The sequence below is a fragment of the Nitrosomonadales bacterium genome (assembly GCA_016716325.1).
Lineage (GTDB): Bacteria > Pseudomonadota > Gammaproteobacteria > Burkholderiales > Gallionellaceae > Gallionella.
This window is the reverse complement of record JADJWO010000009.1, coordinates 1-21872: the sequence shown is the minus strand read 5'-3', so window position 1 is coordinate 21872 and position 21872 is coordinate 1. Positions and strand designations below refer to the sequence as shown.

The following is a 21872-nucleotide window of genomic DNA, read 5'->3' as shown; positions in this document are numbered from 1 at the left end:
GGTGATGGATTGCGTCGAGAAACCGCTGATCGAGATGGTGCTGGAGCATGTCGGCGGCAACCAGACGCGCGCAGCCGAGATGCTCGGCATCAACCGCAACACCCTGCGCAAGAAGAAGATGCTGCAACACGGCATCGTTTAATCCCATTCCGCGCAGCGGTTCGTCCGCTCCCTCGCCGCTTGCGGGAGAGGGAAGTTAAGGAAGAGGGAAAAGATTTTTATTTAATCGGGAATCATCATGGCCATCACCCAAGCACTCCATCAGCGTCTCCGACAAATCCGGCGTCCTCCGATTCGCCAAAGGCCTGCACGCCCTCGGCGTCAAGCTGCTTTCTCCACCGGCGGCACTGCCAAGCTGCTCGCCGACAACGGCGTGCCCTGCACCGAAGTCGCCGACTACACCGGCTTCCCGAGATGCTCGATGGCCGTGTGAAGACCCTGCAACCGAAAGTGCACGCCGGCATCCTCGCGCGTCGCGACCTGCCCGAGCACGTCGCCACGTTGGCCAAGCACGAGATCCCCACCATCGACCTGGTGGTGGTCAACCTCTACCCCTTCGCCGCCACCGTCGCCAAGCCCGGCTGCACGCTGGAAGACGCCATCGAGAACATCGACATCGGCGGCCCGACCATGGTGCGTTCCGCCGCCAAGAACCACGCGCACGTCGCCATCGTCACCGACCCGGTCGACTACGCCGACGTGCTGGCCGAGATGCAAACCAACAACTGCAGCGTGTCCGACGCCACCCGTTTCGACCTGGCGAAAAAAGCCTTCTCGCACACCGCCGCCTACGACAGCATGATCAGCAACTACCTCACCGCCATCAACAGCGACGGTAGCAAGCAAGCCTTCCCCGCGCAGATCAACTTCAACTTCGCCAAAGTGCAGGACATGCCTTACGGCGAGAACCCGCACCAGAGCGCCGCGTTCTATCGGGACCTCATCGCCGTGCCCGGCGGCATCGCCGACTACGCACACGGGTGCAGGGCAAGGAACTGTCCTACAACAACATCGGCGATTCCGATGCGGCATGGGAATGCGTCAAGACCTTCGACCAGCCCGCCTGCGTCATCGTCAAGCACGCCAACCCCTGCGGCGTCGCCGTCGCCGACAGCGCGCTGAGCGCCTACAAGCTGGCCTACGCCACCGACACCACCTCCGCGTTCGGCGGCATCATCGCCTTCAACCGCGAGCTGGACGAAGCCACCGCCGCGCAGATCACCGCCAACCAGTTCGTTGAAGTCATCATCGCGCCGAGCGCCACCGAAGCCGCACTCAAAGTCACCGCCGCCAAGCAGAACGTGCGCGTGCTCACCGTGCCGCTCTCCAACGCGCACAACCAGTGGGACGTAAAGCGCGTCTCCGGCGGTCTGCTCGTGCAAAGTCCGGACGCACTCAATGTCGGCCCGCAACACCTCAAGGTCGCCACCAAGCTGCAACCCACCGCAGAACAGATGACCGACCTGCTGTTCGCATGGCGCGTCGCCAAATACGTGAAGTCCAACGCCATCGTGTTCTGCAAAGGCGGTCAGACACTGGGCGTCGGCGCAGGCCAGATGAGCCGCGTGGACAGCACCAAGATCGCCAGCATCAAGGCACAGCACGCAGGACTGAGCCTCGCCGGCTCCGTGGTCGCCTCCGATGCCTTCTTCCGTTCCGTGACGGCATCGACGTGCTGGCCCAAGCCGGTGCCAAAGCCGTCATCCAGCCGGGGGGTTCCATGCGCGACGAAGAAGTCATCGCTGCTGCCGACGAGTTGGGCCTGGCGATGGTGTTCACTGGCCACCGTCACTTCCGCCACTAAGTCAGTCGCGCCTGGCGCTCTGCCTCGTCATTCCCGCGCAAGCGGGAATCCAGCGAGAATGAGCGCCCTGCGCAGCAGACAAGAATGGTTTGCCCCGCTGAGCGGGTTTTGTTCAATCATCTGGATTCCCGCTTGCGCGGGAATGACAACAAGGGTGTCATCATGAAGATTCTGGTCATCGGTTCCGGCGGTCGCGAGCACGCACTCGCCTGGCGTCTGGCGCAGGGTGTGAAAGTGCAGAAGATCTACGTCGCGCCGGGTAACGCGGGCACCGCGCTCGAAGAAGGTGTGGAGAACATCAACATCACCGCCATCCCAGAGCTGCTCGAGTTCGCCAAGAACAACGACATCTACATGACCGTGGTCGGCCCCGAAGCGCCGCTGGCCGCAGGCGTGGTCGATGTGTTCCGCGCCGCAGGGCTGAAGATATTCGGCCCCACCCAGGCCGTCGCGTAGCTCGAATCCTCCAAGGATTTCGCCAAGCGCTTCATGGCGCGCCACAACATCCCCACCGCGTTCTTCGAAACGTTCAGCGACATCGCGCATGCAAAAGCCTATGTCAAGAAACACGGCGCACCCATCGTCATCAAGGCCGACGGCCTCGCCGCGGGCAAGGGTGTCGTGGCCATGAGCCAGCAGGAAGCGTTCGACGCCATCGACATGATGCTGTCCGACAACAAGCTGGGCGATGCCGGTGCGCGTGGTGATCGAAGAATTTCCTCGAAGGCGAAGAAGCCAGCTTCATCGTCATGGTGGACGGCAAGAACGTCTTGGCCATGGCCAGCAGCCAAGATCACAAGCGCCTGCTCGACGGCGACCAGGGCCCCAACACCGGCGGCATGGGCGCGTACTCCCCCGCGCCCGTCGTCACGCCCGGCATCCACGCCAAGGCCCTGCGCGAAGTCATCATGCCCGTGGTACGCGGCATGGAAGCCGAGGGACATGTCTACACCGGATTCCTCTACGCCGGCCTGATGATCTCGCCGGACGGCGGATTGAAAGTGCTGGAATTCAACTGCCGCATGGGCGACCCCGAGACCCAGCCGATCATGCTGCGCTTGAAGAGCGATTTAGCCGCCATCGTCGAGCATGCCATCGCCGGAACGCTGGACAAGGTCGAAGCCGAATGGGATCGCCGCACCGCGCTCGGCGTGGTGATGGCTGCCGCCAACTATCCCGACACCCCGCGCAAGGGCGATGTCATCGAAGGCCTGCCGAACAAACCGGAAGACGCGCATGTGTTCCACGCCGGCACCGCGATGCAGGACGGCAAGGTCGTCACCAGCGGCGGGCGCGTGCTGTGCGTCGTGGCGCTGGGCGACATGGTCAAGCATGCGCAGAGCCGCGCCTACGAGATCGCCGACGGCATCCACTTCGACGGCCAGCAGATGCGCCCGCGACATCGGCTATCGGGCGATAGGGCGGAAGTAACAAACCTCCCCTCTCCCGCAAGCGGGAGAGGGGTTGGGGAGAGGGTGATAGGAACGGGGAAGCGGCAACGCTTCCCGTTTGTATTCAGCGGCCTATATGTTCTTGCTGGCGCGAAGCGCATAATTGCAACTATTGATGTTTCCATAATTAACGACATTCGCGGCGTCATTCCCGCGCAAGCGGGAATCCAGTGGGTTTAATGAAAATGCATTTTTCTTGCTGGATTCCCGCTTGCAGCGGGAATGACGCGGTTTTTTTCACTCGACTTCATTTCTGATCATCTTGTCCTGATTTATGGAAGGCTCCAATAATAAGGTAAGGGAAGGTCTGATTAAGTCCGAACGCCATGGTTCGATACATTTTCCGTTCGTCCCGAGTGCCGCGCTTGCGCGGTGTATCGAGGGAGCGAACGGAAAACGAGCTTGCGAGTTTCGCTTAAATACTCACCACAAACGGACTAAATCAGACCTTCCCTAGCAAATACGTGGCGCGGAGCGCAAACTGCCACACATCGCAAAACCCACTCAGGAGGGCCACATGTCCAAGAAAAAATTCCACTGCCAGGCCGTCACCCATGCAGGCATCAAAAGCATCAGCATCACCGATGACACGCACCACTTCTGCCTCACCCTGGAAGACGCAAACAACAGATTGAACGCCCTGAAAGAAGCCATCGCCACCGGCAAATATCCCATCGCCATGGAGCTGGTGAACTCCTGCGCCAAACTGATGACCGGCCCAACGGTAAAGTATTACGTCACACAGCACGACGCCGAGAAGTTCGAGCATTCACTGGATAAGGCGTTGCATCACTAAAGCGGCAGCACTTCCCCGTTTCACTTTCGGCGGCCTATATATTCTTCACGCTTGGAGATAGATGGCAGGGTCGGTAGTATTCGGCCTCGTTCAGGGAGCTATTGTTTTGATGGATAGCAAAGACAAGAAAAAACTCAGCGAGTCAGATATCTGTGATTTGTTCATTTCGCCCGCAATCAGAAATGCAGGGTGGGAACCTTTGACGCAAATCCGTCGCGAAGTAACGCTTACCCCCGGCCCCGTCGTCGTGCGCGGCAACATGTCATCGCGCAACAAGAAAAAGAAGAAGTTTGCCGACTATGTCCTTTCATGGGATGCCAGTACGCCGCTGGCAGTAGTTGAGGCAAAAGACAACAACTACACAGCCAGCCATGGCATGCAGCAGGCACTTGGCTACGCCGAAATCCTCGAAGTACCCAGTGCGTTTAGTTCCAATGGCGATGCCTTTGCCTCGCACAACAAAGTGCCCAAAGATGGCGAAGACATCGAAACAGAGTTCGCGATGGAGGCTTTCCCGTCGCCTGCGGAATTATGGGAGCGGTACAAAAGGTTTCGCGGTATTGAAGATGCCGATGAATCTCTTGTATTGCAGCCTTACCATCTCGATCCTTCCGGCAAAGAGCCGCGCTACTATCAGGTAGAGGCGATCAACCGAACCATCGAGGCCGTGGCCAACAAGCAGAAACGCATCCTGCTGGTCATGGCAACGGGTACCGGCAAAACCGTACCACCTTCCAGATCATCTGGCGCCTGTGGAAAGCCAAAGCAGTGAAGCGCATCCTTTTTCTGGTGGATAGAAACATTCTGGCCGACCAGACGCGCGTGAATGATTTCAAGCCGTTTGGTTCGGTGATGACCAAGATCAAGAATCGCAAGATTGATCCATCCTATGAAATCCATCTGGGCCTCTATCAGGCACTCACCGGACCTGACGAAGAGGACAAGGTATACAAGACGGTTTCCCGCGACTTCTTCGACCTGATCGTTATCGATGAGTGCCATCGCGGCAGTGCAGCAGAGGATTCCTCTTGGCGCGAAATTCTGGATTACTTTTCCGGTGCCATTCATTTGGGCTTAACGGCCACGCCCAAAGAGACGCAGTACGTTTCCAATATCACCTACTTCGGCGATCCGGTTTATACCTACAGCCTGAAGCAGGGCATCGAGGATGGCTTCCTTGCCCCCTACAAAGTGGTGCGCATCGACATCGACAAGGATGTAGAGGGTTGGACGCCGCCGCCGGGCATGACGGATGACCTGGGCAATGAAATCGAGGCGCGCACCTACAATCAGGTGGATATGGATCGCGTGCTGGTGTTGAACCAGCGCACCAAGCTGGTGGCCGAGCGCGTCATGAAACTGCTCAGGGCTACCGATCCATTCTCCAAGACCATCATCTTCTGCGAAGACATCGACCATGCCGAGCGCATGCGCAAAGCCATCGTCAATGCGGCGGGCAAGCTGGCAATTGATAATCCAAAATATGTGATGCGAATTACCGGCGATAGTATCGAAGGCAAGAACGAGCTCGACAACTTCATCGACCCGCAAAGCCGTTTCCCTGTGATCGCCACCACCTCCGAGCTGATGACCACCGGCGTGGATGCCAGAACCTGCAAGCTCATCGTGCTGGACAAGACCATCAACTCCATGACCACCTTCAAGCAGATTATCGGTCGCGGTACCCGCATTGCAGAGGAATACAGCAAGTATTACTTCACCATCATGGATTTCAAAAAAGCCACCGAACTATTCAAGGATGAAGATTTCGATGGCGAGCCGGTGGTGATCTATGAGCCGGGTGATGACGATGACCCCGTACCGCCCGATCCCGTCGATGAGGGCGACGGGCCAGGCCTGAAAGTAGAAGAGCCGGAAGGTGTCTACAAAGCACGGGTAAGCGGTGTACCAGTCAAGATCATTGCCGAGCGGGTTCAGTATTTGAGCGAAGAAGGGCAGTTAATTACCGAGTCGTACCGCAACTACTCGCGCAAGAAGATACGCTCGGAGTTTTCATCGCTGGACGATTTCCTGCGCGCCTGGAACGATGCAAAAAAGAAGCAGCTCATCATTGATGAACTCGAAAAGCACGGTATCGACTTCGCGCATCTGGAGAAAGAGATCGCCAATGGCTGCGGCGCGTTCGACCTGATCTGCCATATCGCCTACGACCAGCCGCCGCTCACCCGCGCCGAGCGTGCGAATAATGTGAAGAAGCGCAACTACTTCACCAAATACGGCGACAAGGCGCGCGCCATCCTTGAGGCGTTGCTGGATAAATATGCCGATGAGGATATCGGCTCTATTGAAAGCGCCAAGGTGCTCAAATACAAACCCTTCAATGAGATCGGCACTACGGTGGAAATCATTGATGAAGTTTTCGGCGGCAAGGATGGCTATGAGCATGCCATCGAAGAGCTGGAACAAGCGATTTACGATCTAAAGCAATCAACAGGGAATTAATGCATGAGCAATGTAAGCGGAATCATCAAGTCCATTCAGGACATCATGCGCAAGGATGTGGGTGTCGATGGCGATGCACAACGCATCAGCCAACTGGTATGGATGTTCTTCCTCAAGATTTACGACGACCGCGAGCTGGAGCTCGAATACACAGAAGACAATTACAAGTCGCCGCTGCCCGAGCACCTGCGCTGGCGCAACTGGGCCAAAGACCCGGAAGGTATGACCGGCGACGAGCTTTCCGATTTCGTGAACTTGCAGCTTTTCCCCACCCTGAAAGACAAGCTTGTTGTAACCGGCGAGGTCGGCAAACGCGCGCTGGTGATTCGCAACCTGTTTGAAGATGCCTACAACTACATGAAGTCGGGCACCCTGATGCGGCAGGTGATCAACAAAATCTGCGAGATCAACTTCAACAACACCGCCGACCGCCACACCTTCGGCAGCATCTACGAGCAGATACTCAAAGACCTGCAAAGTGCGGGCAATGCGGGCGAGTTCTACACGCCGCGCGCCGTTACCCAATTCATCGTCAACCGCATCAACCCCAAGCTGGCCGAGAGCGTGCTTGATCCCGCCTGTGGCACGGGCGGCTTCCTGGCCTGCACCATCGATCACAAGCGCAACAATTACGTGAAGGTCACGGGGGATGAAGAAGTGTTGCAACAGAGCATCTTCGGCGTCGAGAAAAAATCTCTGCCACACATGCTTTGCACCACCAACATGATCTTGCACGGCATCGACACGCCCACCCGTATCGAACACAAGAATACGCTGAGCCGCCCTTACACCGACTACACGCCCAAGGATCAGGTCGATGTCATCATCACCAACCCGCCCTTCGGCGGCATGGAAGAGGATGGTATCGAGAAGAACTTCCCGGCCAACCTGAGAACACGGGAAACGGCCGACCTGTTCATGGCGCTGATCATCCGCCGTCTGAAGGACGGGGGGCGCGCCGCCGTGGTGCTGCCGGATGGTTTCCTGTTCGGTGAGGGCATGAAAACCCGCCTCAAAGAAATGTTGCAGCAAGAGTGCAACCTGCACACCATCGTGCGACTGCCCAACAACGTGTTCGCGCCCTACACCGGCATCAAGACCAATATCCTGTTCTTCACCAAAGGCAGACCCACCGAGCACGTCTGGTACTACGAGCACCCCTATCCAGAAGGCGTGAAGAGCTACAACAAAACCAAGCCCATGCGCTTCGAGGAATTCGAAACTGAGATTAGCTGGTGGGGAAACGAGGCAGACGGTTTCAAGACGCGCGTACAGAACGAGCAAGCCTGGCAAGTGCCGGTCGCTGACATCGTCGCGCGCAACTACAACCTCGACATCAAAAACCCCCACGTCGGCGAACAGATCAGCCACGACCCCGACCAACTGTTGCAGCAGTATCAGCAGCAGCAAGCCACCATTGCTGGGCTACGCAACCAGCTCAAGGATGTTTTGCAGCAAGCATTGCATCGGGGCGAGGCGTAATCATGCCGGAAGTCATTACCAACAACCTCGACCTCTGGTCCTCGGCGCTGCTCACCAGGTCCACAGCAGGGCGCGGCAACAATAGCAAGCTGGAAGCCTATGGCATCAAAAAACTACGCGAGTTGATTCTGGAATTGGCCGTGCGTGGGAAACTGATTCCACAATATCCAAATGACGAACCCGCGAGTGTTCTACTTGAGAGAATCTCAAAAGAAAAAGCACGGTTGATAAAAGAAGGGGAGATCAAGAAGGAAAAGCCACTACCTGAAATCGGCGACAGCGAAAATTCCTTTGCACTTCCTAATGGATGGGCATGGAGCAGGTTGCAGGTCGTGACGTCTTACGTTCAGCGAGGCAAAGGGCCGCAATATGCTGACTTCGGAAAAGTGCGGGTGGTTTCGCAAAAATGTGTTCAGTGGGCAGGGTTTGATCTGATCCAAGCAAGATATGTCGATGATGCATCACTAGATGGCTATCAACCTGAGCGGTTTCTCCGCAAAGACGATCTCTTGTGGAATTCGACGGGTACCGGGACTGCCGGAAGAATCAATGTTGTTCCGGAGGTTGAACCGAACTCGCTAGTAGCTGACTCGCATGTAACTATCGTCCGCCCGCTCATGGTAAGTAGCAGATTCCTGAGTTGCTACATATCGGCACCGGGCATCCAACAGAGAATCGAGCCGAAACATGAGAACTCTTTGGTTTCGGGAACGACGAATCAGGTTGAATTAAATCTCAGTGCCGTAGTTCAACTTGCTGTCCCTATCCCGCCCTCGCCGAACAACACCGCATCGTCGCCAAAGTCGACGAACTCATGTCTCTGTGCGACCAACTGGAGCAACAACAAACTTTCAGCCTCGCAGCCCACCAAACCTTGGTCGATGCCCTGCTCGGCACGCTCGCCCGCGTCGAGTCGCAACAGGAATTCAGCGCAGCGTGGGCGCGTATTGCCAGCCAATTCGACACCCTGTTCACCACCGAAGCCAGCATCGACCAACTCAAACAAACCATCCTCCAGCTCGCCGTCATGGGTAAGCTCGTTCCGCAAGATCCCAATGACGAACCGGCGAGTGTGTTGTTGGAGAACATCGCAGATGTAAGAGAACGGTTGGCTAGTGAAGGTCGAATCAGAAAGCCAAAAGAACTACCTAACATTGGCGACAGTGAAGAATTAATTGCTTTGCCAGTCGGCTGGGCATGGGCTTTGATTCCGCAAGTAGTTGCGGATGATAAATACGCAATTAAGCGCGGGCCCTTTGGCAGTGCGATCAGAAAGGATTATTTCGTTTCAAGTGGCTACAAAGTATATGAGCAGCAACACGCTATCAAAGATGATTTCTCATTAGGCGAATATTACATTGATGAAGATAAATTCAATGAACTGAAAGCTTTTGAAGTAAAACCCAACGACATAATTATTAGCTGCTCTGGAACGGTAGGAAAGGTTGCTGTTGCGCCAGCTTGGATGGAGCCTGGGATAATAAATCAAGCGCTTCTCAAGCTATCGCTAAATGAAGGCGCGCTGACCAATGACTACTTCAAGATACTTTTCCCCGCGTTTTACATGCGGACGGAAACTCTATCGGAATTGCAAGGTACAGCTCAAAAGAACATGGTTTCCGTTGAAACGTTAAAGCATGAGCCATTTCCTCTTCCCCCCCTTGCCGAACAACACCGCATCGTTGCCAAAGTCGATGAACTGATGGCGCTATGCGATGCGCTCAAGGAACGGCTCGCCGAGGCGCAGACCATCCAAGTCCACCTCGCCGACGCCATCGTCGAGCAGGCCGTTGCCTGAGTAGAAAGAGATGACTCAGGCACTGCAGAAAATCTGGTGTGACGAAGACGAGCATTGCCGCTACGAGCACTTTGCCGATTTCAACGAATGGCTGGATAGCGAAGAGGGGCAGGAAGTCCGGGTTGAATACGGCGTCGATGCTTTGCCCCAGCCCAGCAAGGCGCTCTTTTCGGGCGACAGAAGCGGCTATGACGAGGCGTTCCAGGAGTTTCGCAAGGAGCGGCGCCACGAAGCACTGGGCGAACTCTTCTTTCAAGAGCAATTTGGCGAAGACCACTGGTTTCAGCGCAATGTGGATCACTTCGTCCAGCTTGTTGACCTCATGTATGCGGGGGCGGTGGTGCCGTTTGTCGGGGCTGGTGTTTCGGCGGCGGGCGGGTTCTCAACCTGGAAAGATCATCTTCGCCGCCAAGGTAAGACGGCCCATATCGCCTCGGAGCGGATTGATTGGCTACTATTCAACGGTGACTACGAGACGATTTTGGAAGAGATCGAGGCTGTCCGTGGCCGCGAAGTATTCATCAACGAAATTCGTGATGAGTTTTCTCGTAATCTCAATATCCCCGATGTAGTCTGGCGCATCTCAGAGTTGTTCGCGGATACGGTTATTACGACCAATTATGATCGTTTGATTGAGACGAGCTTCGAAACGGGCGAGGCAGGTAAGGTTCAGGTGATCAACGGGCTGGATGCAATGGAAAAGCCAGATCCGAAGAAGATCACGGTCATCAAGCTGCACGGCGACATCAAGAATCCGAAGCGCTGCATCCTCAGCAAGAACCAATACGATGAAGCCTATGGCAACGGCAGCCTGAATATGCACAAGCCTATTCCCAAGCTGCTCGCCTACCATTACAAAAACAGCAGTCTGCTGTTTTTAGGCTGTAGCCTGCGCAATGACAGAACGGTGCAGGTATTCAGGGCGATCAGGGCAGGCATGGGTGAAGAGGAGGAAACCAAACAGCACTTCTCCATCGAGCAAGCCCCTGACAGTCTTGAAGAGATCGCGCAGCGCAATGCGGAACTGGCCAATCTGGGCATCACCCCGATCTGGTTTGAAAAAGACCGCTACGAGCTTGTCGAAAGCATTCTTGGCCTTGCCAAGAATGAACTGCGCCACCGTGGGGTAGCACCTCAACCGGTAATGACTGAGGAAAGTCCAGCAGTTAATCTGGATTTGGACTTGAGTCATTTCTTGCGCGACTTTATCGATTTGATGCCGTTGATGTACTGGCTGCATCAGGCTGTTCCGAAGTCGGCGACCGAAAAATACCTTTCGGCCATGCAGCGCGTTTTCCATGCGCATTCAATTTTTACCCGGCATACAGATCAGCGTCTGACATGGGCGCTGGATAACCTGCTTCGTGCTTTGGCGAATTCCGCCGAGTTTGATGGATATACCCATGGAAAGCTTTCAGTAGCTTTTGAGTCTATACAGGGGTATCTGAAATCAATCGGTGAAGAAAATCACCTGGGTGATAAATTTGAATGGAATATTCACGAACTGCTGACCATCCCTGCCATGCAGCTTGATGCGCTTGTGGCGCATAGGGCCGATGGCAACCCGGACTATCACGCCTTACGTTTGATCGCTGCCTTGCTGCAGCACGGAAAGAATCAGCGCGTATCGCAAACTGATTTTAGTGAATTGCCGGGTGCGGTGAATCATGAGTTCGGCGACTATCTGTCATTGGCGCTCTCTAGCAACCTTGGTCTCATCGTTCCAGACAGGCTTGATGATATCTATACGGGTGACATTCGGAATTTGTGCGAAGTGGCTTGGGGTAACTTTGATAAGCCAATCGAGCTCAAGTTTTTTGAGCGTGTGAAATTAACGATTGCACTTATTTTTAAGTAGGAGCGAAACATGGCTATTGAGTTTGAACCAACAAAATCGTTTTGCTATCGCTTTGCAAGATATGAGCTGCTTGATGAAATCGCCAAAGAGCCAGAGGCAGTTTCAGGTGCACAGTTCAAGATGATCGATATTGCGAAACGTGTCATAGAGAAACACTTAACACCTGAGCAACTCGCTATAGAGATTCCCGCTGCTGAGGCAGACCGAACTGACACGGTTTACAGTGCGCTAAAGTTCTTTGTTGCGCTCCATGCTAAACGGCTCACCAGCTCACCTTTTACGTGGCTAGGTAATGGAGGTATGTATCGGCTCAAGTCTGAGACGGATATTCAGCAGGAGATGGAAGAAGCTGAATTGGATGCAGAGGAGGTGGAGGACGTAACGGAATTCGATGGTTGGATTTACGCATTTAGCTTTCCCGTATTGGTTAAAGACGGGTTGGCTTTTCCAATCAAGATTGGCATGACGACCAAAGATGTTGAAGGGCGTGTCGCGTATCAGTGCAAAGGCAGCGCAACCTTCGATAATCCGGTGATATTAAGTAGATGGCAGGTTAGACGTGTTGGTGCAGTGGAATCTGCCATTCACGCAACGCTCAAGAGTCGAGGAAAATGGCGCGAGAATGTGCCCGGCACAGAATGGTTTGATACGAATCTTGCTGAGATTGAGACGATTATCAAATTCATAACGCAGCAATGAATTCGTTTTGACGTAACCAGTGATTTTGCGAAAAGAACAAGGAAGCACATGAGCGTATCAATGTATTACAACCCCAAATGTAGCAAGTGCAGAGCGACCTTGGCCTTGCTGCAGGAAAAAGGAATCGAGCCGGAGCTGATCCACTATCTCGAAGCCGCGCCTACTGCTGCGATGCTGGCGGCGGTGCTGGTCAAGCTGGGCAAAGGGGCCAAGGATGTCATTCGCTTCAATGAGGATGACGCAAAGGCGCTCGGCATTTCCCCGGCAGATGATCGATCAGATGCTGAATGGCTGAACATCATTTCAGCCAACCCGAAGCTGCTGGAACGTCCGATCGTGATCAATGGCGACAGGGCGGCGATTGGTAGACCGCCTGAGAATGTGCTCGAAATACTTTAGGGAAGGTCTGAACAAGTATGTTTTTGTCGTTCCCGCGAAAGCGGGAACCCAGTTAAATCAACAAGCTGGATTCCCGCTTTCGCGGGAATGACAACATAATCAGCCTATCCTTAGGTGACACTGGGCGCTGCGCGCCATTGCTTCGAGAAAATATGTTCCAAATAAATGCCTGCTCTTCTCGTACCCAACAAGTCGAGCCGGTAATATTCAGACGATCCATGAAGACCACACTGATCCAACTCCATGAAGATATCGCCGAGCGCGTACGAACCATCCGGATGGATCACGCCGACTGGTTGTGCGGCAAGGGTTGCGATGGTTGTTGTCAGCAGCTTGCGGAGGTGCCGCAACTGACAGCAGCAGAATGGGATCTACTGCGGGAGGGGTTGGTCGATCTGCCGCCGGAACACTTGCAGGCGATCCACATCAAGATGACCGCCCTGAGCAACCAGCAGTCGCGCCCCTTCACTTGCCCGATGCTGGATCTTGTTGCCGGCACCTGTCCTGTCTATGCCCAGCGCCCGGTGGCGTGCCGCACCTACGGCTATTACGTGCAGCGCGATAAAGGTCTTTATTGTCGGGACATCGAGATCCGTGAGGCAGATGGCGCGCTGGCCGATGTGGTGTGGGGCAATCACGATGCCATCGATCAGAGCCTCGCCGGTCTCGGCGAGAACCGCGCCTTGACTGACTGGTTCGCGCACTGGTTGGTGGACAGTCAGTAATAGGGGAACTGCTTTCGCTTAGGGAGGTGCTGATTTATTCGGTTTTGTCGTTCCGGCCCTTCGGCGGGCTCAGGATAAACTGACCTGCGGTCAGGCCGGAACCCTGTTAAATAAAGGCACTGGATACCGGCCTTCGCCGGTATGACGAATCAATCAGCGCTTCCCTGGAATTTTTTGAAACGCCGAAATGCAAACGCCGCATCTATGCGGCGTTATCTTTATGTCGGCATCATGGGTTGCCGAAGCGTTCAGCCGGTCTGGCTGATTGGTGTTGCTGTCTAATTGTGAGGAATCATCGCGGGGTCGATAAGCTGCTCCCTTCTTCGGGTTGGCGTTCACGTTGTTGCGACTCAATTATTTTATACACCCCTTGTCTGGCACATTCAATCTGATGTTCGCGGTTCGGATACAGGGTGCTGATTTCACACAGGGAATTTAGGCATCACCATGAGGGCAATCGGGCGATGTGCCTTGATTCAGCCAGGAACCGGCAGCGCTTATTCCATGTCCGCCGGTTTGGCGGAAACTTATTGGGGTCAGCGACAACTGGTAGTCAGCGGAACGCTGCTACTGTGTGATCAATAAGCCACATCATGATCGCCCACATTGATCGGGATGATTTCTTTGTCCCGAATCAACAGCTCAAGCGTGATGCGGTAAGAGAGGTTGATGGATACCGAGTGCAACCCCTGCAACCTTCCGCCCAGGGCATGCAAGCGCAGCGATGGATGGTACGGGTTCATCTCCAGCAGTTGCAGTGTCCTGAGGTATTGGTTTTCCAGCTCGGGATGGCGTTTGAGAAAACGCGCTACGCGCTTTTCATACTGCTCCGTATATACAAGCTGGAAGGTCATGGGAAATTGCAAAACATGATAATGAAACCGCCATGACCTTTCCCTCTCCCCAACCCTCTCCCATAAATGGGCGAGGGGGCGATGGCAGGCTGCGCGAGTGTCAGGATCCTGGTCATGCGGCGGTCTTTTTCACCCGCTTCACATGCGCTGCCGCCGAGCCCCTTGTTAAACCGTCCGGCGGCGATGTCGGCTTTGGTTTCGGCCAATGCGGCTTCCAGTTCGCATTCGCGCAGGTGGTGATACTGCGCGATCTCCATCACCACGAAACGCTCTTTGCCGCGAACCGAGACGATCGCTTCCGGCCGGTCCGCCAGCGCGGCCTCAATGGCGGCGATGCCTTTTGTTTTTAAATCATTGGCGGTCAGGTTGGACATGATTCGTCTCCTTGTGGCGTTGTTTACAGTGTGCCGAATAATATGCTTAAGGAAACGCTGAACAAGTCTGTTTTTGTCGTTCCCGCAAAAGCGGGAACCCAGTCGAATCAACAAGCTGGATTCCCGCTTTCGCGGGAATGACGACTTAATCAGCGCATCCTTAAAAGTACGATTCATCAATCCCGAATGATCGGGAGCCGCCCTTTAGTAATGCGGCGGCCTCTCATTTGCCGGGGACTTGCCGTCATTCCCCGCTTCCGCCAGCACCCGAACCTGGCCTGCCAGCGCCTTGCAAACTTCCGTTAGCTGATCCAGCTTTTGTTGCTGCTGGTAGACCGTCTTGTTCAGTTCGTCGATCTGGTCTTCCTGGAAGGCGAGTTTGGTTTCGATGTCGATCAGGCGTTCTTCGTTCATGGGGCGGCTCGGCAGGTTCGGGGCGCTCATTCTAGCGCGTGCGCCGATGTTTCCGCCGGCATGAGGATCGTAAATTGCCATTGTCCGGTTGCTGCGACACAATGTCCGCATTGTGCAAGCGAGGGGGCGAGATGAGCGAAGCGGATTTTGACCGGATAAAACGGCAGGTGCGGCAGTTCGTGGTGGAGCGTGACTGGGACCAGTTCCATTCGCCGAAGAATCTTTCCATGGCGCTCATCGTGGAGGCGGCGGAGCTGGTGGAACATTTCCAGTGGCTCACCGAGGAGCAGAGCGCGAACCTGCCCCCGGAGAAGCTGTCCGAAGTGGAGCAGGAACTGGCGGATATCCAGGTGTATCTGATCAGCCTCGCGGCCAACCTCAAGCTCGATCTCATCGCCGCCGTGGACAAGAAGCTGGTGCTGAATGCGCAGAAATATCCGGCAGACAGGGTGCGTGGCAGCAACAAGAAATATTCGGAATACGAGTAACGAACTGTCTATGGAATAACCTTCTTTTATCGGAAGTGCATGCCTGCATCCCCGGACGGTACTCTTCGAGGAACATGGAATCCGCCACGCGAACAACGAGGCAACGCAAACCCGGAACAAGCCGGAAGAACGCTTTGGGTAAAGCCGGCTGCGAGTCGGCGGCAAATTGTCAACGACTGCGGAATAAAACTGCACAACGGCTGGGGCGGTGCACGCACCGAGGGAATTTCTGTATGATTATGCGCATCTACACTGGGGCCTTTAGCGATGAAATCGTCTCAATTACTTAACGTGCACCGCAGCGAAATTTGCCGCATGGTTGAGCAGAACCATGTGCGTAATCCGCGCGTGTTCGGTTCGGTATTGCACGGCGAGGATGCGGAAGGCAGCGACCTGGATCTGCTGGTTGATCCTTTGCCGGGAACGACGCTGCTGAATCTTGGAGCGCTTCAGGTTGATCTGGAGCAGTTGCTTGGCGTGCAGGTGGATGTGCTGACTCCCGGCGACCTCCCCCCCAAATTTCGCGAAGTAGTTCTGAGCGAAGCTTTGCCTGTATGACTTCTCGCAGCTTGAGGCAGGCAGATTATCTTTCCCATATGCTGGAAGCCGCTGTGTTAGCGCAAAGCTACGTTGAGGGTATGGAGAAAGCGGATTTCCTTGAGGACAAGAAAACACAGCAGGCCATCATCCTTAACGTCATGGTGATCGGTGAGGCGGCGATCAAGCTGGCAGACGAATATCCGGCGTTCATCGCACGATTTCCCCAAGTAGAATGGAGAAGTATGCGCGGCATGCGCAACCGTTTGGCCCATGGCTATTTCGATATCAATCTGGAGATCGTCTGGGATACGGTGAAACAGGCGTTGCCGATCCTGGAAGACCAGCTTCGCCAGATCCAAAAATCGCAATAATCAATGCGGACTGTATTGCCCGTTCCATCCCGTACTCTTGTCGCGTTCCTCCGGCGTGGCGGCGTGATCGCCTATCCGACCGAGTCGTGCTACGGCCTCGGTTGCGATCCGCGCAACCGGCGCGCGGTGCAGCGCATCCTGAAGCTGAAGCAGCGACCGCAGCGCAAGGGGCTGATCCTGATCGCGTCCGATTATCGTCAGGTGCAGCCTTATATCCAGCCGCTCACCGCTGATGAACAATTGCGCCTGCAACAGGACGGCGCGCAGGCGGTGACCTATCTGATGCCGGCGAAACCTTCCTGTCCGCGCTTGCTGCGCGGCGAACACAATACGCTGGCAGTGCGGCTGACGGCGCATGCCTTTGCGAAGGAACTGTGCCGCAACGCGAAGAGTGCGCTGGTTTCGACCAGCGCGAACCGCAGCGGGCAGCGTCCCGCGAGGACCTTTGCCGAGTGCCGGCGGATGTTCGGGGAAAATGTGCGGGTATTGCGCGGCCGGGTGGGAAAGCGCAAACGCCCATCGACGATACGGGCGTGGGCAGGTGATAGAATCGTGCGCAGATGATCTACTTCCCGCAAGGAGGGCCGCACAACCTATTCCCTCTCCCTTGAGGGAGAGGGTCAGGGAGAGGGTGGTGTCTATAAGCCCCTCTCCCCCACCCCCTCTCCCGCAAGCGGGCGAGGGGAGTTACTACCGGAGAGAACATGGATAGCGCCGCTGTAAAGGAATACCTGCTGGAGCTGCAGGAACTGATCGTCGAACGTCTGGAACAGGTGGACGGCAAGTCCTTCCTGCGCGACAAGTGGACGCGCGCCACGGGTTCGGGCGGCATCGGCAAGGGCGAGGGCATCAGCTGCATCATCGAGGAAGGCAATGTGCTGGAGCGCGGCGGGGTGGCGTTCTCGCATGTGCAGGGCGACAAGATGCCCGCGTCCGCCACCGCGCACCGTCCCGAGCTGGCCGGTTGTTCGTGGGAGGCGATGGGCGTGTCGCTGGTGATGCATCCGCGCAATCCTATGCACCGACCTCGCATGCCAACGTGCGCATGTTCGCTGGCGCACAAGCCGGACGACGACAAAGGTGTTCTGGTTCGGCGGCGGCATGGACCTTACGCCCCTTACTACGGCTTCGAAGAAGATGCGATCCACTTCCATCAGGTGTGCAAGAACTCGCTGACGCCGTTCGATCCCTCACTGCACGCGAAATACAAGAAATGGTGCGACGAGTATTTCTTCCTCAAGCATCGCAACGAGCCGCGCGGTGTGGGCGGCATCTTCTTCGACGATCTTTCCGAGCCGGATTTCGAATCCTGTTTCGCCATCCAGCAGAGCGTGGGCGACCATTACCTGTCGGCCTATGTGCCGTTGCTGGAGAAGCGCAAGGACATGCCCTACGGCGAGCGCGAGCGCGACTTCCAGTTGTATCGTCGCGGCCGCTATGTGGAGTTCAATCTGGTGATCGACCGTGGCACCATCTTCGGGCTGCAATCGAATGGCCGCACCGAATCCATCCTGCTCTCCATGCCGCCGTTGGTGAAGTGGCGCTACGACTGGCATCCGGAAGCGGGCACGCCGGAAGCGGAGTTGTACGACAGGTTCCTCGTACCGAAAGACTGGGTGTAAGCGGAAACAACCCGCTGCGGCGGGTGGCTCAGTTTCCCGGCCCGGCGATCCATCAATGCAATAATGGGCCATGATTTCCATCCAGCACAAAACCGGCAGTGATCACACGAGCATCGAAGCCTGGCTGGCTACGTTGCAGGCTTCTTTCCCGCCGGACGGGGTCGACAGGGTGCGCCGCGCCTGCGACCTGGCCGGGACGCTTTATGCCGGGCAAACCGACCTGACCGGCACGACCCTGTTGCAGCACCGCGCTGGGAACGGCATCCTCCTGGTCGCCATGAACATGGATCACGAGACTGTCTGCGCCGCCATCCTGCATGCGCTGCCCGAATACCGCGACGACTGGCGGGAAATACTCGAAGCGGATTTCGGGATCGGCGTGAAGCCCTGATCGAGGGAATCTCGCGCCTGGAGAAGAGCCGCTTGTCCGGCGAGATACGCGCAAGCGGCAAAAGGGAAAAGAAGACCACCCCCGACAGATGGAAAGCTTGCGCAGATGCTGCTGGCGATGGTGCAGGATATCCGCGTGGTGCTGATCGAACTGGCAGCGCGCCAGAGACCATGCGCTGCCTTTCCGGCGCGCCGGCACCGTCAACGGCAGATTGCGGAGGAGACGCATAACCTGTTCGCCCGCTGGCCAACCGCCCCGGCATGTGGCAACTCAAGTCGGAACTGGAAGACCTTTCGATCCGTTATCTCGAACCCGAGCTTTACAAGAAGATAGCCAATCTGCTGGATGAGCGCAGGGTGGATCGCGAGCAGTACATCGCCGACGTGGTGTCCCGGTTGCGGCAGGCGCTGGACAAGGCCGGCATCCCGGCCGAGGTGACCAGCCGGCCCAAGCATATCTACAGCATCATCAACAAGATGAAGCGCAAGCAACTGGACTTTGGGGAACTGTACGATGTGCGCGCGGTGCGCATTCTGGTAGGCGGCCCGGCGGACGAGGGCGGGATCGACGGTATCGGGAATGCTATACCGCGCTGTCTCTGGCGCACGAACTGTGGCCGCCGATCGAAAGTGAATTCGATGATTACATCGCAAATCCGAAGAGCAACGATTACCGTTCGCTGCATACCGCCGTCATCGGCCCGCGCGGCTGGCGCTGGAAGTGCAGATCCGTACCCGCGAGATGCACCATCATTCTGAACTGGGCGTCGCGGCCCACTGGCGCTACAAGGAAGGCGCGAAATCCGACGCGCGGTTCGACGAGAAGATCGCCTGGCTGCGCCAGATACTGGCGTGGAAGGACGACCTGTCCGGCACCGACATGCCCGAACAATTCAGGGGACGGACTGTTCCACGACCGGGTCTATGTATTCACGCCGCAAGGCAAGGTGATCGACCTGCCCAGGGGCGCGACCGGTGGATTTCGCCCACGCCCTGCACACCGATCTGGGACACCGCACGCGCGCGCGAAGGTGGACGGCAGCATCGTGCCGCTCGGCTATCAACTGCAGAACGGCCAGCGCGTGGAAATACTTTCAGCCAAACAGGGCGCACCCAGCCGCGACTGGCTCAACCCGTCGCTCGGCTTCCTGCACAGTTCGCGCGCGCGCGCCAAGGTGCGCAACTGGTTCAGGAGCCAGAACCTCGATGAGAGCATCGCGCAGGGCAGGACGCAACTGGACAAGGAACTGCACCGGCTCGGCGTCGTTTCCATCAACCAGGAAAAACTCGCGCAACGGCTGCACTTCAACAAGCTGGAGGATTTCCTGGCGGCCATCGGGCGCAACGAGGTCTCATCCCGGCGCATCGCGGACGCGATACAGGAAGAATCGCCGGCGCAAGTCCCGGCGATGCCCAGGCCGCTCGTTGCCCATCCGCCTGCCGGACCGGCGCGCACCGCGGACATCGCGGTCGGCGGCGTGAAACAACCTGATGACGCGCATCGCGAAGTGCTGCAACCCGACCTCGCCCGATGCCATTGCCGGCTACATCACGCGCGACCGGGGGATCACCATCCACCGGCAGGACTGCCCGTTCCTGCAACGCCCGAGAGAGAACCGGCCCGACCGAGCGCTCAGCGCAAAGTGGGAATAGCTGCGGGTCCCGTTGGCCGGATTGACTCTTGCGGCGGATTGCACAACACTGTGACCGCGAACGCATCGTGGCAATCACCTTTCGGACCGGAGGCAATATGCAATCGAAGGGCATTGGGAAAACGGTTTATTCGGCCAAGGCAGCAGATACGGTAAGCTGGTTCCAGCCGCATGCCGCCCTTTCCCTCGACCTCATCCAGTCGACCGGCGCAAAACATAACGCGGGTATCATCGACGTGGGCGGCGGCGCCTCCACGCTGGTCGATGACCTCGTGGCGGACGGCTATACCGACCTGACGGTACTCGACCTTTCCGGCACAGCGCTGCATGCGGCGCGCAAGCGACTGGGCCAGAACGAACGGAAGGTGCGCTGGATCGAGGCCGACATCCTCGGTGCTGACCTGCCCGCCCGACGCTACGACATCTGGCATGACCGTGCCGTGTTCCATTTCCTGACCGACCCGGCCGACCGCACCGCATACGTACAACAGGTGCTGTCTGCCGTGAAGCCGGGCGGCCATGTCATCGTCGCCACCTTTGCCGAGGACGGCCCGCTGCAATGCGGCGGCCTGCCGGTGATGCGCTATCGCGCCGACGAACTGCACGACCAGTTCGGCGAGGCATTCACTCTGCTGAAGCATCAGAAGGAAGCACCACACGCCGTCCGGTGCGGTGCGGCAGTTCGTCTACTGCTATTGCCGCAGAGCGCCGTCCTGAACCTTCCTCAGCACGATGCGGCGGAACCAGCCGCCGCCGAGCGCGGGCGTGCGCTCGCCACTTCCAGATCGGGAGACGCCGCCAGCACTTCCTCGAACACCCACATCCATGCGCGTGGCGATCCGGCGCGACAGGGGGTGAGCAACGGCGCATGGCGCGAACTGTCCCGGTAGCAGGAACGTGAACAGCAGGATGTGTGCCGCCCGGCTTCAGGACGCGCGCGGCTTTCAGCCAGAAGAGCGCTGCGGTTCCGGCACCACGGCCACGATCAGGTGCAGCACGACGGCATCGAACTGCGCATCGTCGAACGGCAACGACATGCTGTCTCCAACATGAAATCCACTTCCAGTTCCCGCCTCGGGACGGCGTGCGCCAGGGTGCCGGCGTTGAAATCCAGCGGCGGTAGTTGCGAGAGGCGCGGGGCGTGCGGCAAGACGAGGCCGGTGCCGGCGCCGCGATGAGTAGCCTGCTGCGGCATCGGCAGGCAGGCTGGCGAGCGAGGTGCGGCGAGCTACGCGCATCGCGCGTTCGGACGAACCTAAATCATAGAGCGGCGCGATGAGGCTGGCTCATGCGCAGTAGCGGGTTTTGGCGGTAGGGTTGCTTGGTCATTTTGATCTCTCAATTGGGCACTTCAACACCTCCCCTTGCAGGGGAGGGGGTGAGGGGTAGGAAGTGTTGAGCCCCTCGACTCTGCCCCCATCCTGGCTTTCCGCTAGGGGAAGGAATTGGTACGGCACTATTGAAATTGAGCTCATGGTCACTCCCGGATGGGTGATACCGGTCACCCTGGCCTGTGCGATCGCCCGCCAGCCTCCACCGCCTGGGTGCGGGCATAGCTCTTGCGCCAGGCCAGCTGCGCTCCAGTGGACGGGCTTGGCAAAGGTATCACGCTCAACAGTTTGCTGCGGTAGCGCACGCTGTTAGCCGAGGCGGGCAGCACGTGGTGATGCCGAGACCGGATGCCACCATGTT

15 protein-coding genes and 7 pseudogenes are annotated in these 21872 nt (G+C 57.0%); 18 read left to right on the top strand and 4 right to left on the bottom strand.

The annotated features are described in order from the left end of the window. The 11 genes and pseudogenes from IPM27_12590 to IPM27_12540 form a co-directional block, all read left to right on the top strand. Nucleotides 1–142, top strand: a 142-nt coding sequence (locus IPM27_12590; GenBank protein ID MBK9162313.1) for a Fis family transcriptional regulator, incomplete at its 5' end; no start/stop codon positions are given. 118 nt (nt 143–260) lie between these two features. Next, nucleotides 261–1804 (top strand): annotated as a pseudogene (gene purH / locus IPM27_12585) (bifunctional phosphoribosylaminoimidazolecarboxamide formyltransferase/IMP cyclohydrolase). A gap of 162 nt (nt 1805–1966) precedes the next feature. Beyond that, a pseudogene (gene purD, locus IPM27_12580) lies at nt 1967–3235 on the top strand (phosphoribosylamine--glycine ligase). Between the two features lie 537 nt (nt 3236–3772). Beyond that, on the top strand, nt 3773–4051 hold the full coding sequence (locus tag IPM27_12575; protein ID MBK9162312.1) for a hypothetical protein: 279 nt from the start codon (nt 3773–3775) through the stop codon (nt 4049–4051). 109 nt (nt 4052–4160) lie between these two features. Continuing rightward, nucleotides 4161–6514 (top strand): annotated as a pseudogene (locus IPM27_12570) (DEAD/DEAH box helicase family protein). A 3-nt stretch (nt 6515–6517) separates the two neighbouring features. Then, complete coding sequence (locus IPM27_12565) at nt 6518–7996, top strand: SAM-dependent DNA methyltransferase (protein MBK9162311.1); 1479 nt, start codon at nt 6518–6520, stop codon at nt 7994–7996. A gap of 814 nt (nt 7997–8810) precedes the next feature. Beyond that, nucleotides 8811–9794: a restriction endonuclease subunit S gene (locus tag IPM27_12560; protein MBK9162310.1), complete on the top strand. Its 984-nt coding sequence runs from the start codon at nt 8811–8813 to the stop codon at nt 9792–9794. Between the two features lie 10 nt (nt 9795–9804). Next, nucleotides 9805–11652, top strand: coding sequence for an SIR2 family protein (locus IPM27_12555; protein ID MBK9162309.1), 1848 nt, complete (start codon nt 9805–9807; stop codon nt 11650–11652). A 9-nt stretch (nt 11653–11661) separates the two neighbouring features. Continuing rightward, nucleotides 11662–12351, top strand: coding sequence for a GIY-YIG nuclease family protein (locus IPM27_12550; GenBank protein ID MBK9162308.1), 690 nt, complete (start codon nt 11662–11664; stop codon nt 12349–12351). A 48-nt stretch (nt 12352–12399) separates the two neighbouring features. Continuing rightward, nucleotides 12400–12750, top strand: a complete 351-nt coding sequence (arsC, locus tag IPM27_12545; GenBank protein MBK9162307.1) for an arsenate reductase (glutaredoxin) — start codon at nt 12400–12402, stop codon at nt 12748–12750. A 218-nt stretch (nt 12751–12968) separates the two neighbouring features. Further along, nucleotides 12969–13475, top strand: coding sequence for a YkgJ family cysteine cluster protein (locus IPM27_12540; GenBank protein ID MBK9162306.1), 507 nt, complete (start codon nt 12969–12971; stop codon nt 13473–13475). 578 nt (nt 13476–14053) lie between these two features. On the opposite strand, the gene IPM27_12535 is transcribed toward IPM27_12540, so the two are convergent. From IPM27_12535 to IPM27_12525, 3 genes and pseudogenes are all read right to left on the bottom strand, one after another. Then, a complete protein-coding gene (locus IPM27_12535) occupies nt 14054–14329 on the bottom strand; it encodes a plasmid stabilization protein (protein ID MBK9162305.1) in 276 nt (91 codons plus the stop codon). A 112-nt stretch (nt 14330–14441) separates the two neighbouring features. Next, nucleotides 14442–14703: pseudogene (locus IPM27_12530) on the bottom strand (type II toxin-antitoxin system Phd/YefM family antitoxin). A 204-nt stretch (nt 14704–14907) separates the two neighbouring features. Next, a complete protein-coding gene (locus tag IPM27_12525; protein ID MBK9162304.1) occupies nt 14908–15117 on the bottom strand; it encodes a SlyX family protein in 210 nt (69 codons plus the stop codon). Nucleotides 15118–15248: 131 nt separating this feature from the next. On the opposite strand from IPM27_12525, the gene IPM27_12520 reads away from it, so the two are divergent. The 7 genes and pseudogenes from IPM27_12520 to IPM27_12490 all read left to right on the top strand — a co-directional run bounded on the left by IPM27_12520 (nt 15249) and on the right by IPM27_12490 (nt 20897). Further along, entirely contained in the window at nt 15249–15605 is a 357-nt protein-coding gene (locus IPM27_12520) for a nucleotide pyrophosphohydrolase (protein ID MBK9162303.1), read from the top strand. A gap of 267 nt (nt 15606–15872) precedes the next feature. Beyond that, nucleotides 15873–16163: a nucleotidyltransferase family protein gene (locus tag IPM27_12515; protein MBK9162302.1), complete on the top strand. Its 291-nt coding sequence runs from the start codon at nt 15873–15875 to the stop codon at nt 16161–16163. Then, nucleotides 16160–16516, top strand: a complete 357-nt coding sequence (locus tag IPM27_12510) for a DUF86 domain-containing protein (GenBank protein ID MBK9162301.1) — start codon at nt 16160–16162, stop codon at nt 16514–16516. The genes IPM27_12515 and IPM27_12510 overlap by 4 nt, the downstream gene beginning before the upstream one ends. 3 nt (nt 16517–16519) lie before the next feature. Further along, the gene (locus IPM27_12505) at nt 16520–17080 is read left to right on the top strand and encodes a Sua5/YciO/YrdC/YwlC family protein (protein MBK9162300.1); all 561 of its coding nucleotides are present in this window, start codon (nt 16520–16522) and stop codon (nt 17078–17080) included. Between the two features lie 140 nt (nt 17081–17220). Beyond that, on the top strand, nt 17221–18138 hold the full coding sequence (gene hemF, locus IPM27_12500) for an oxygen-dependent coproporphyrinogen oxidase (GenBank protein ID MBK9162299.1): 918 nt from the start codon (nt 17221–17223) through the stop codon (nt 18136–18138). A 70-nt stretch (nt 18139–18208) separates the two neighbouring features. Beyond that, nucleotides 18209–20181 (top strand): annotated as a pseudogene (locus IPM27_12495) (bifunctional (p)ppGpp synthetase/guanosine-3',5'-bis(diphosphate) 3'-pyrophosphohydrolase). A gap of 97 nt (nt 20182–20278) precedes the next feature. Continuing rightward, nucleotides 20279–20897: pseudogene (locus IPM27_12490) on the top strand (class I SAM-dependent methyltransferase). Here IPM27_12490 and IPM27_12485 read toward each other — a convergent pair. Then, nucleotides 20873–21457, bottom strand: a pseudogene (locus IPM27_12485) (class I SAM-dependent methyltransferase). The pseudogenes IPM27_12490 and IPM27_12485 overlap by 25 nt on opposite strands. Between the last annotated feature and the right edge of the window lie 415 nt (nt 21458–21872).

What these genes read in the sequence shown, in the direction of transcription:
- IPM27_12510 (MBK9162301.1), top strand. Translation starts at nt 16,160, where the DNA reads ATGACTTCTCGCAGCTTGAGGCAGGCAGATTATCTTTCCCATATGCTG.
- IPM27_12535 (MBK9162305.1), bottom strand. Translation starts at nt 14,329, where the DNA reads ATGACCTTCCAGCTTGTATATACGGAGCAGTATGAAAAGCGCGTAGCG.
- IPM27_12575 (MBK9162312.1), top strand. Translation starts at nt 3,773, where the DNA reads ATGTCCAAGAAAAAATTCCACTGCCAGGCCGTCACCCATGCAGGCATC.
- IPM27_12525 (MBK9162304.1), bottom strand. Translation starts at nt 15,117, where the DNA reads ATGAACGAAGAACGCCTGATCGACATCGAAACCAAACTCGCCTTCCAG.
- hemF (MBK9162299.1), top strand. Translation starts at nt 17,221, where the DNA reads ATGGATAGCGCCGCTGTAAAGGAATACCTGCTGGAGCTGCAGGAACTG.
- IPM27_12565 (MBK9162311.1), top strand. Translation starts at nt 6,518, where the DNA reads ATGAGCAATGTAAGCGGAATCATCAAGTCCATTCAGGACATCATGCGC.
- IPM27_12560 (MBK9162310.1), top strand. Translation starts at nt 8,811, where the DNA reads ATGTCTCTGTGCGACCAACTGGAGCAACAACAAACTTTCAGCCTCGCA.
- IPM27_12520 (MBK9162303.1), top strand. Translation starts at nt 15,249, where the DNA reads ATGAGCGAAGCGGATTTTGACCGGATAAAACGGCAGGTGCGGCAGTTC.
- IPM27_12540 (MBK9162306.1), top strand. Translation starts at nt 12,969, where the DNA reads ATGAAGACCACACTGATCCAACTCCATGAAGATATCGCCGAGCGCGTA.
- IPM27_12515 (MBK9162302.1), top strand. Translation starts at nt 15,873, where the DNA reads ATGAAATCGTCTCAATTACTTAACGTGCACCGCAGCGAAATTTGCCGC.
- IPM27_12550 (MBK9162308.1), top strand. Translation starts at nt 11,662, where the DNA reads ATGGCTATTGAGTTTGAACCAACAAAATCGTTTTGCTATCGCTTTGCA.
- IPM27_12505 (MBK9162300.1), top strand. Translation starts at nt 16,520, where the DNA reads ATGCGGACTGTATTGCCCGTTCCATCCCGTACTCTTGTCGCGTTCCTC.
- IPM27_12555 (MBK9162309.1), top strand. Translation starts at nt 9,805, where the DNA reads ATGACTCAGGCACTGCAGAAAATCTGGTGTGACGAAGACGAGCATTGC.
- arsC (MBK9162307.1), top strand. Translation starts at nt 12,400, where the DNA reads ATGAGCGTATCAATGTATTACAACCCCAAATGTAGCAAGTGCAGAGCG.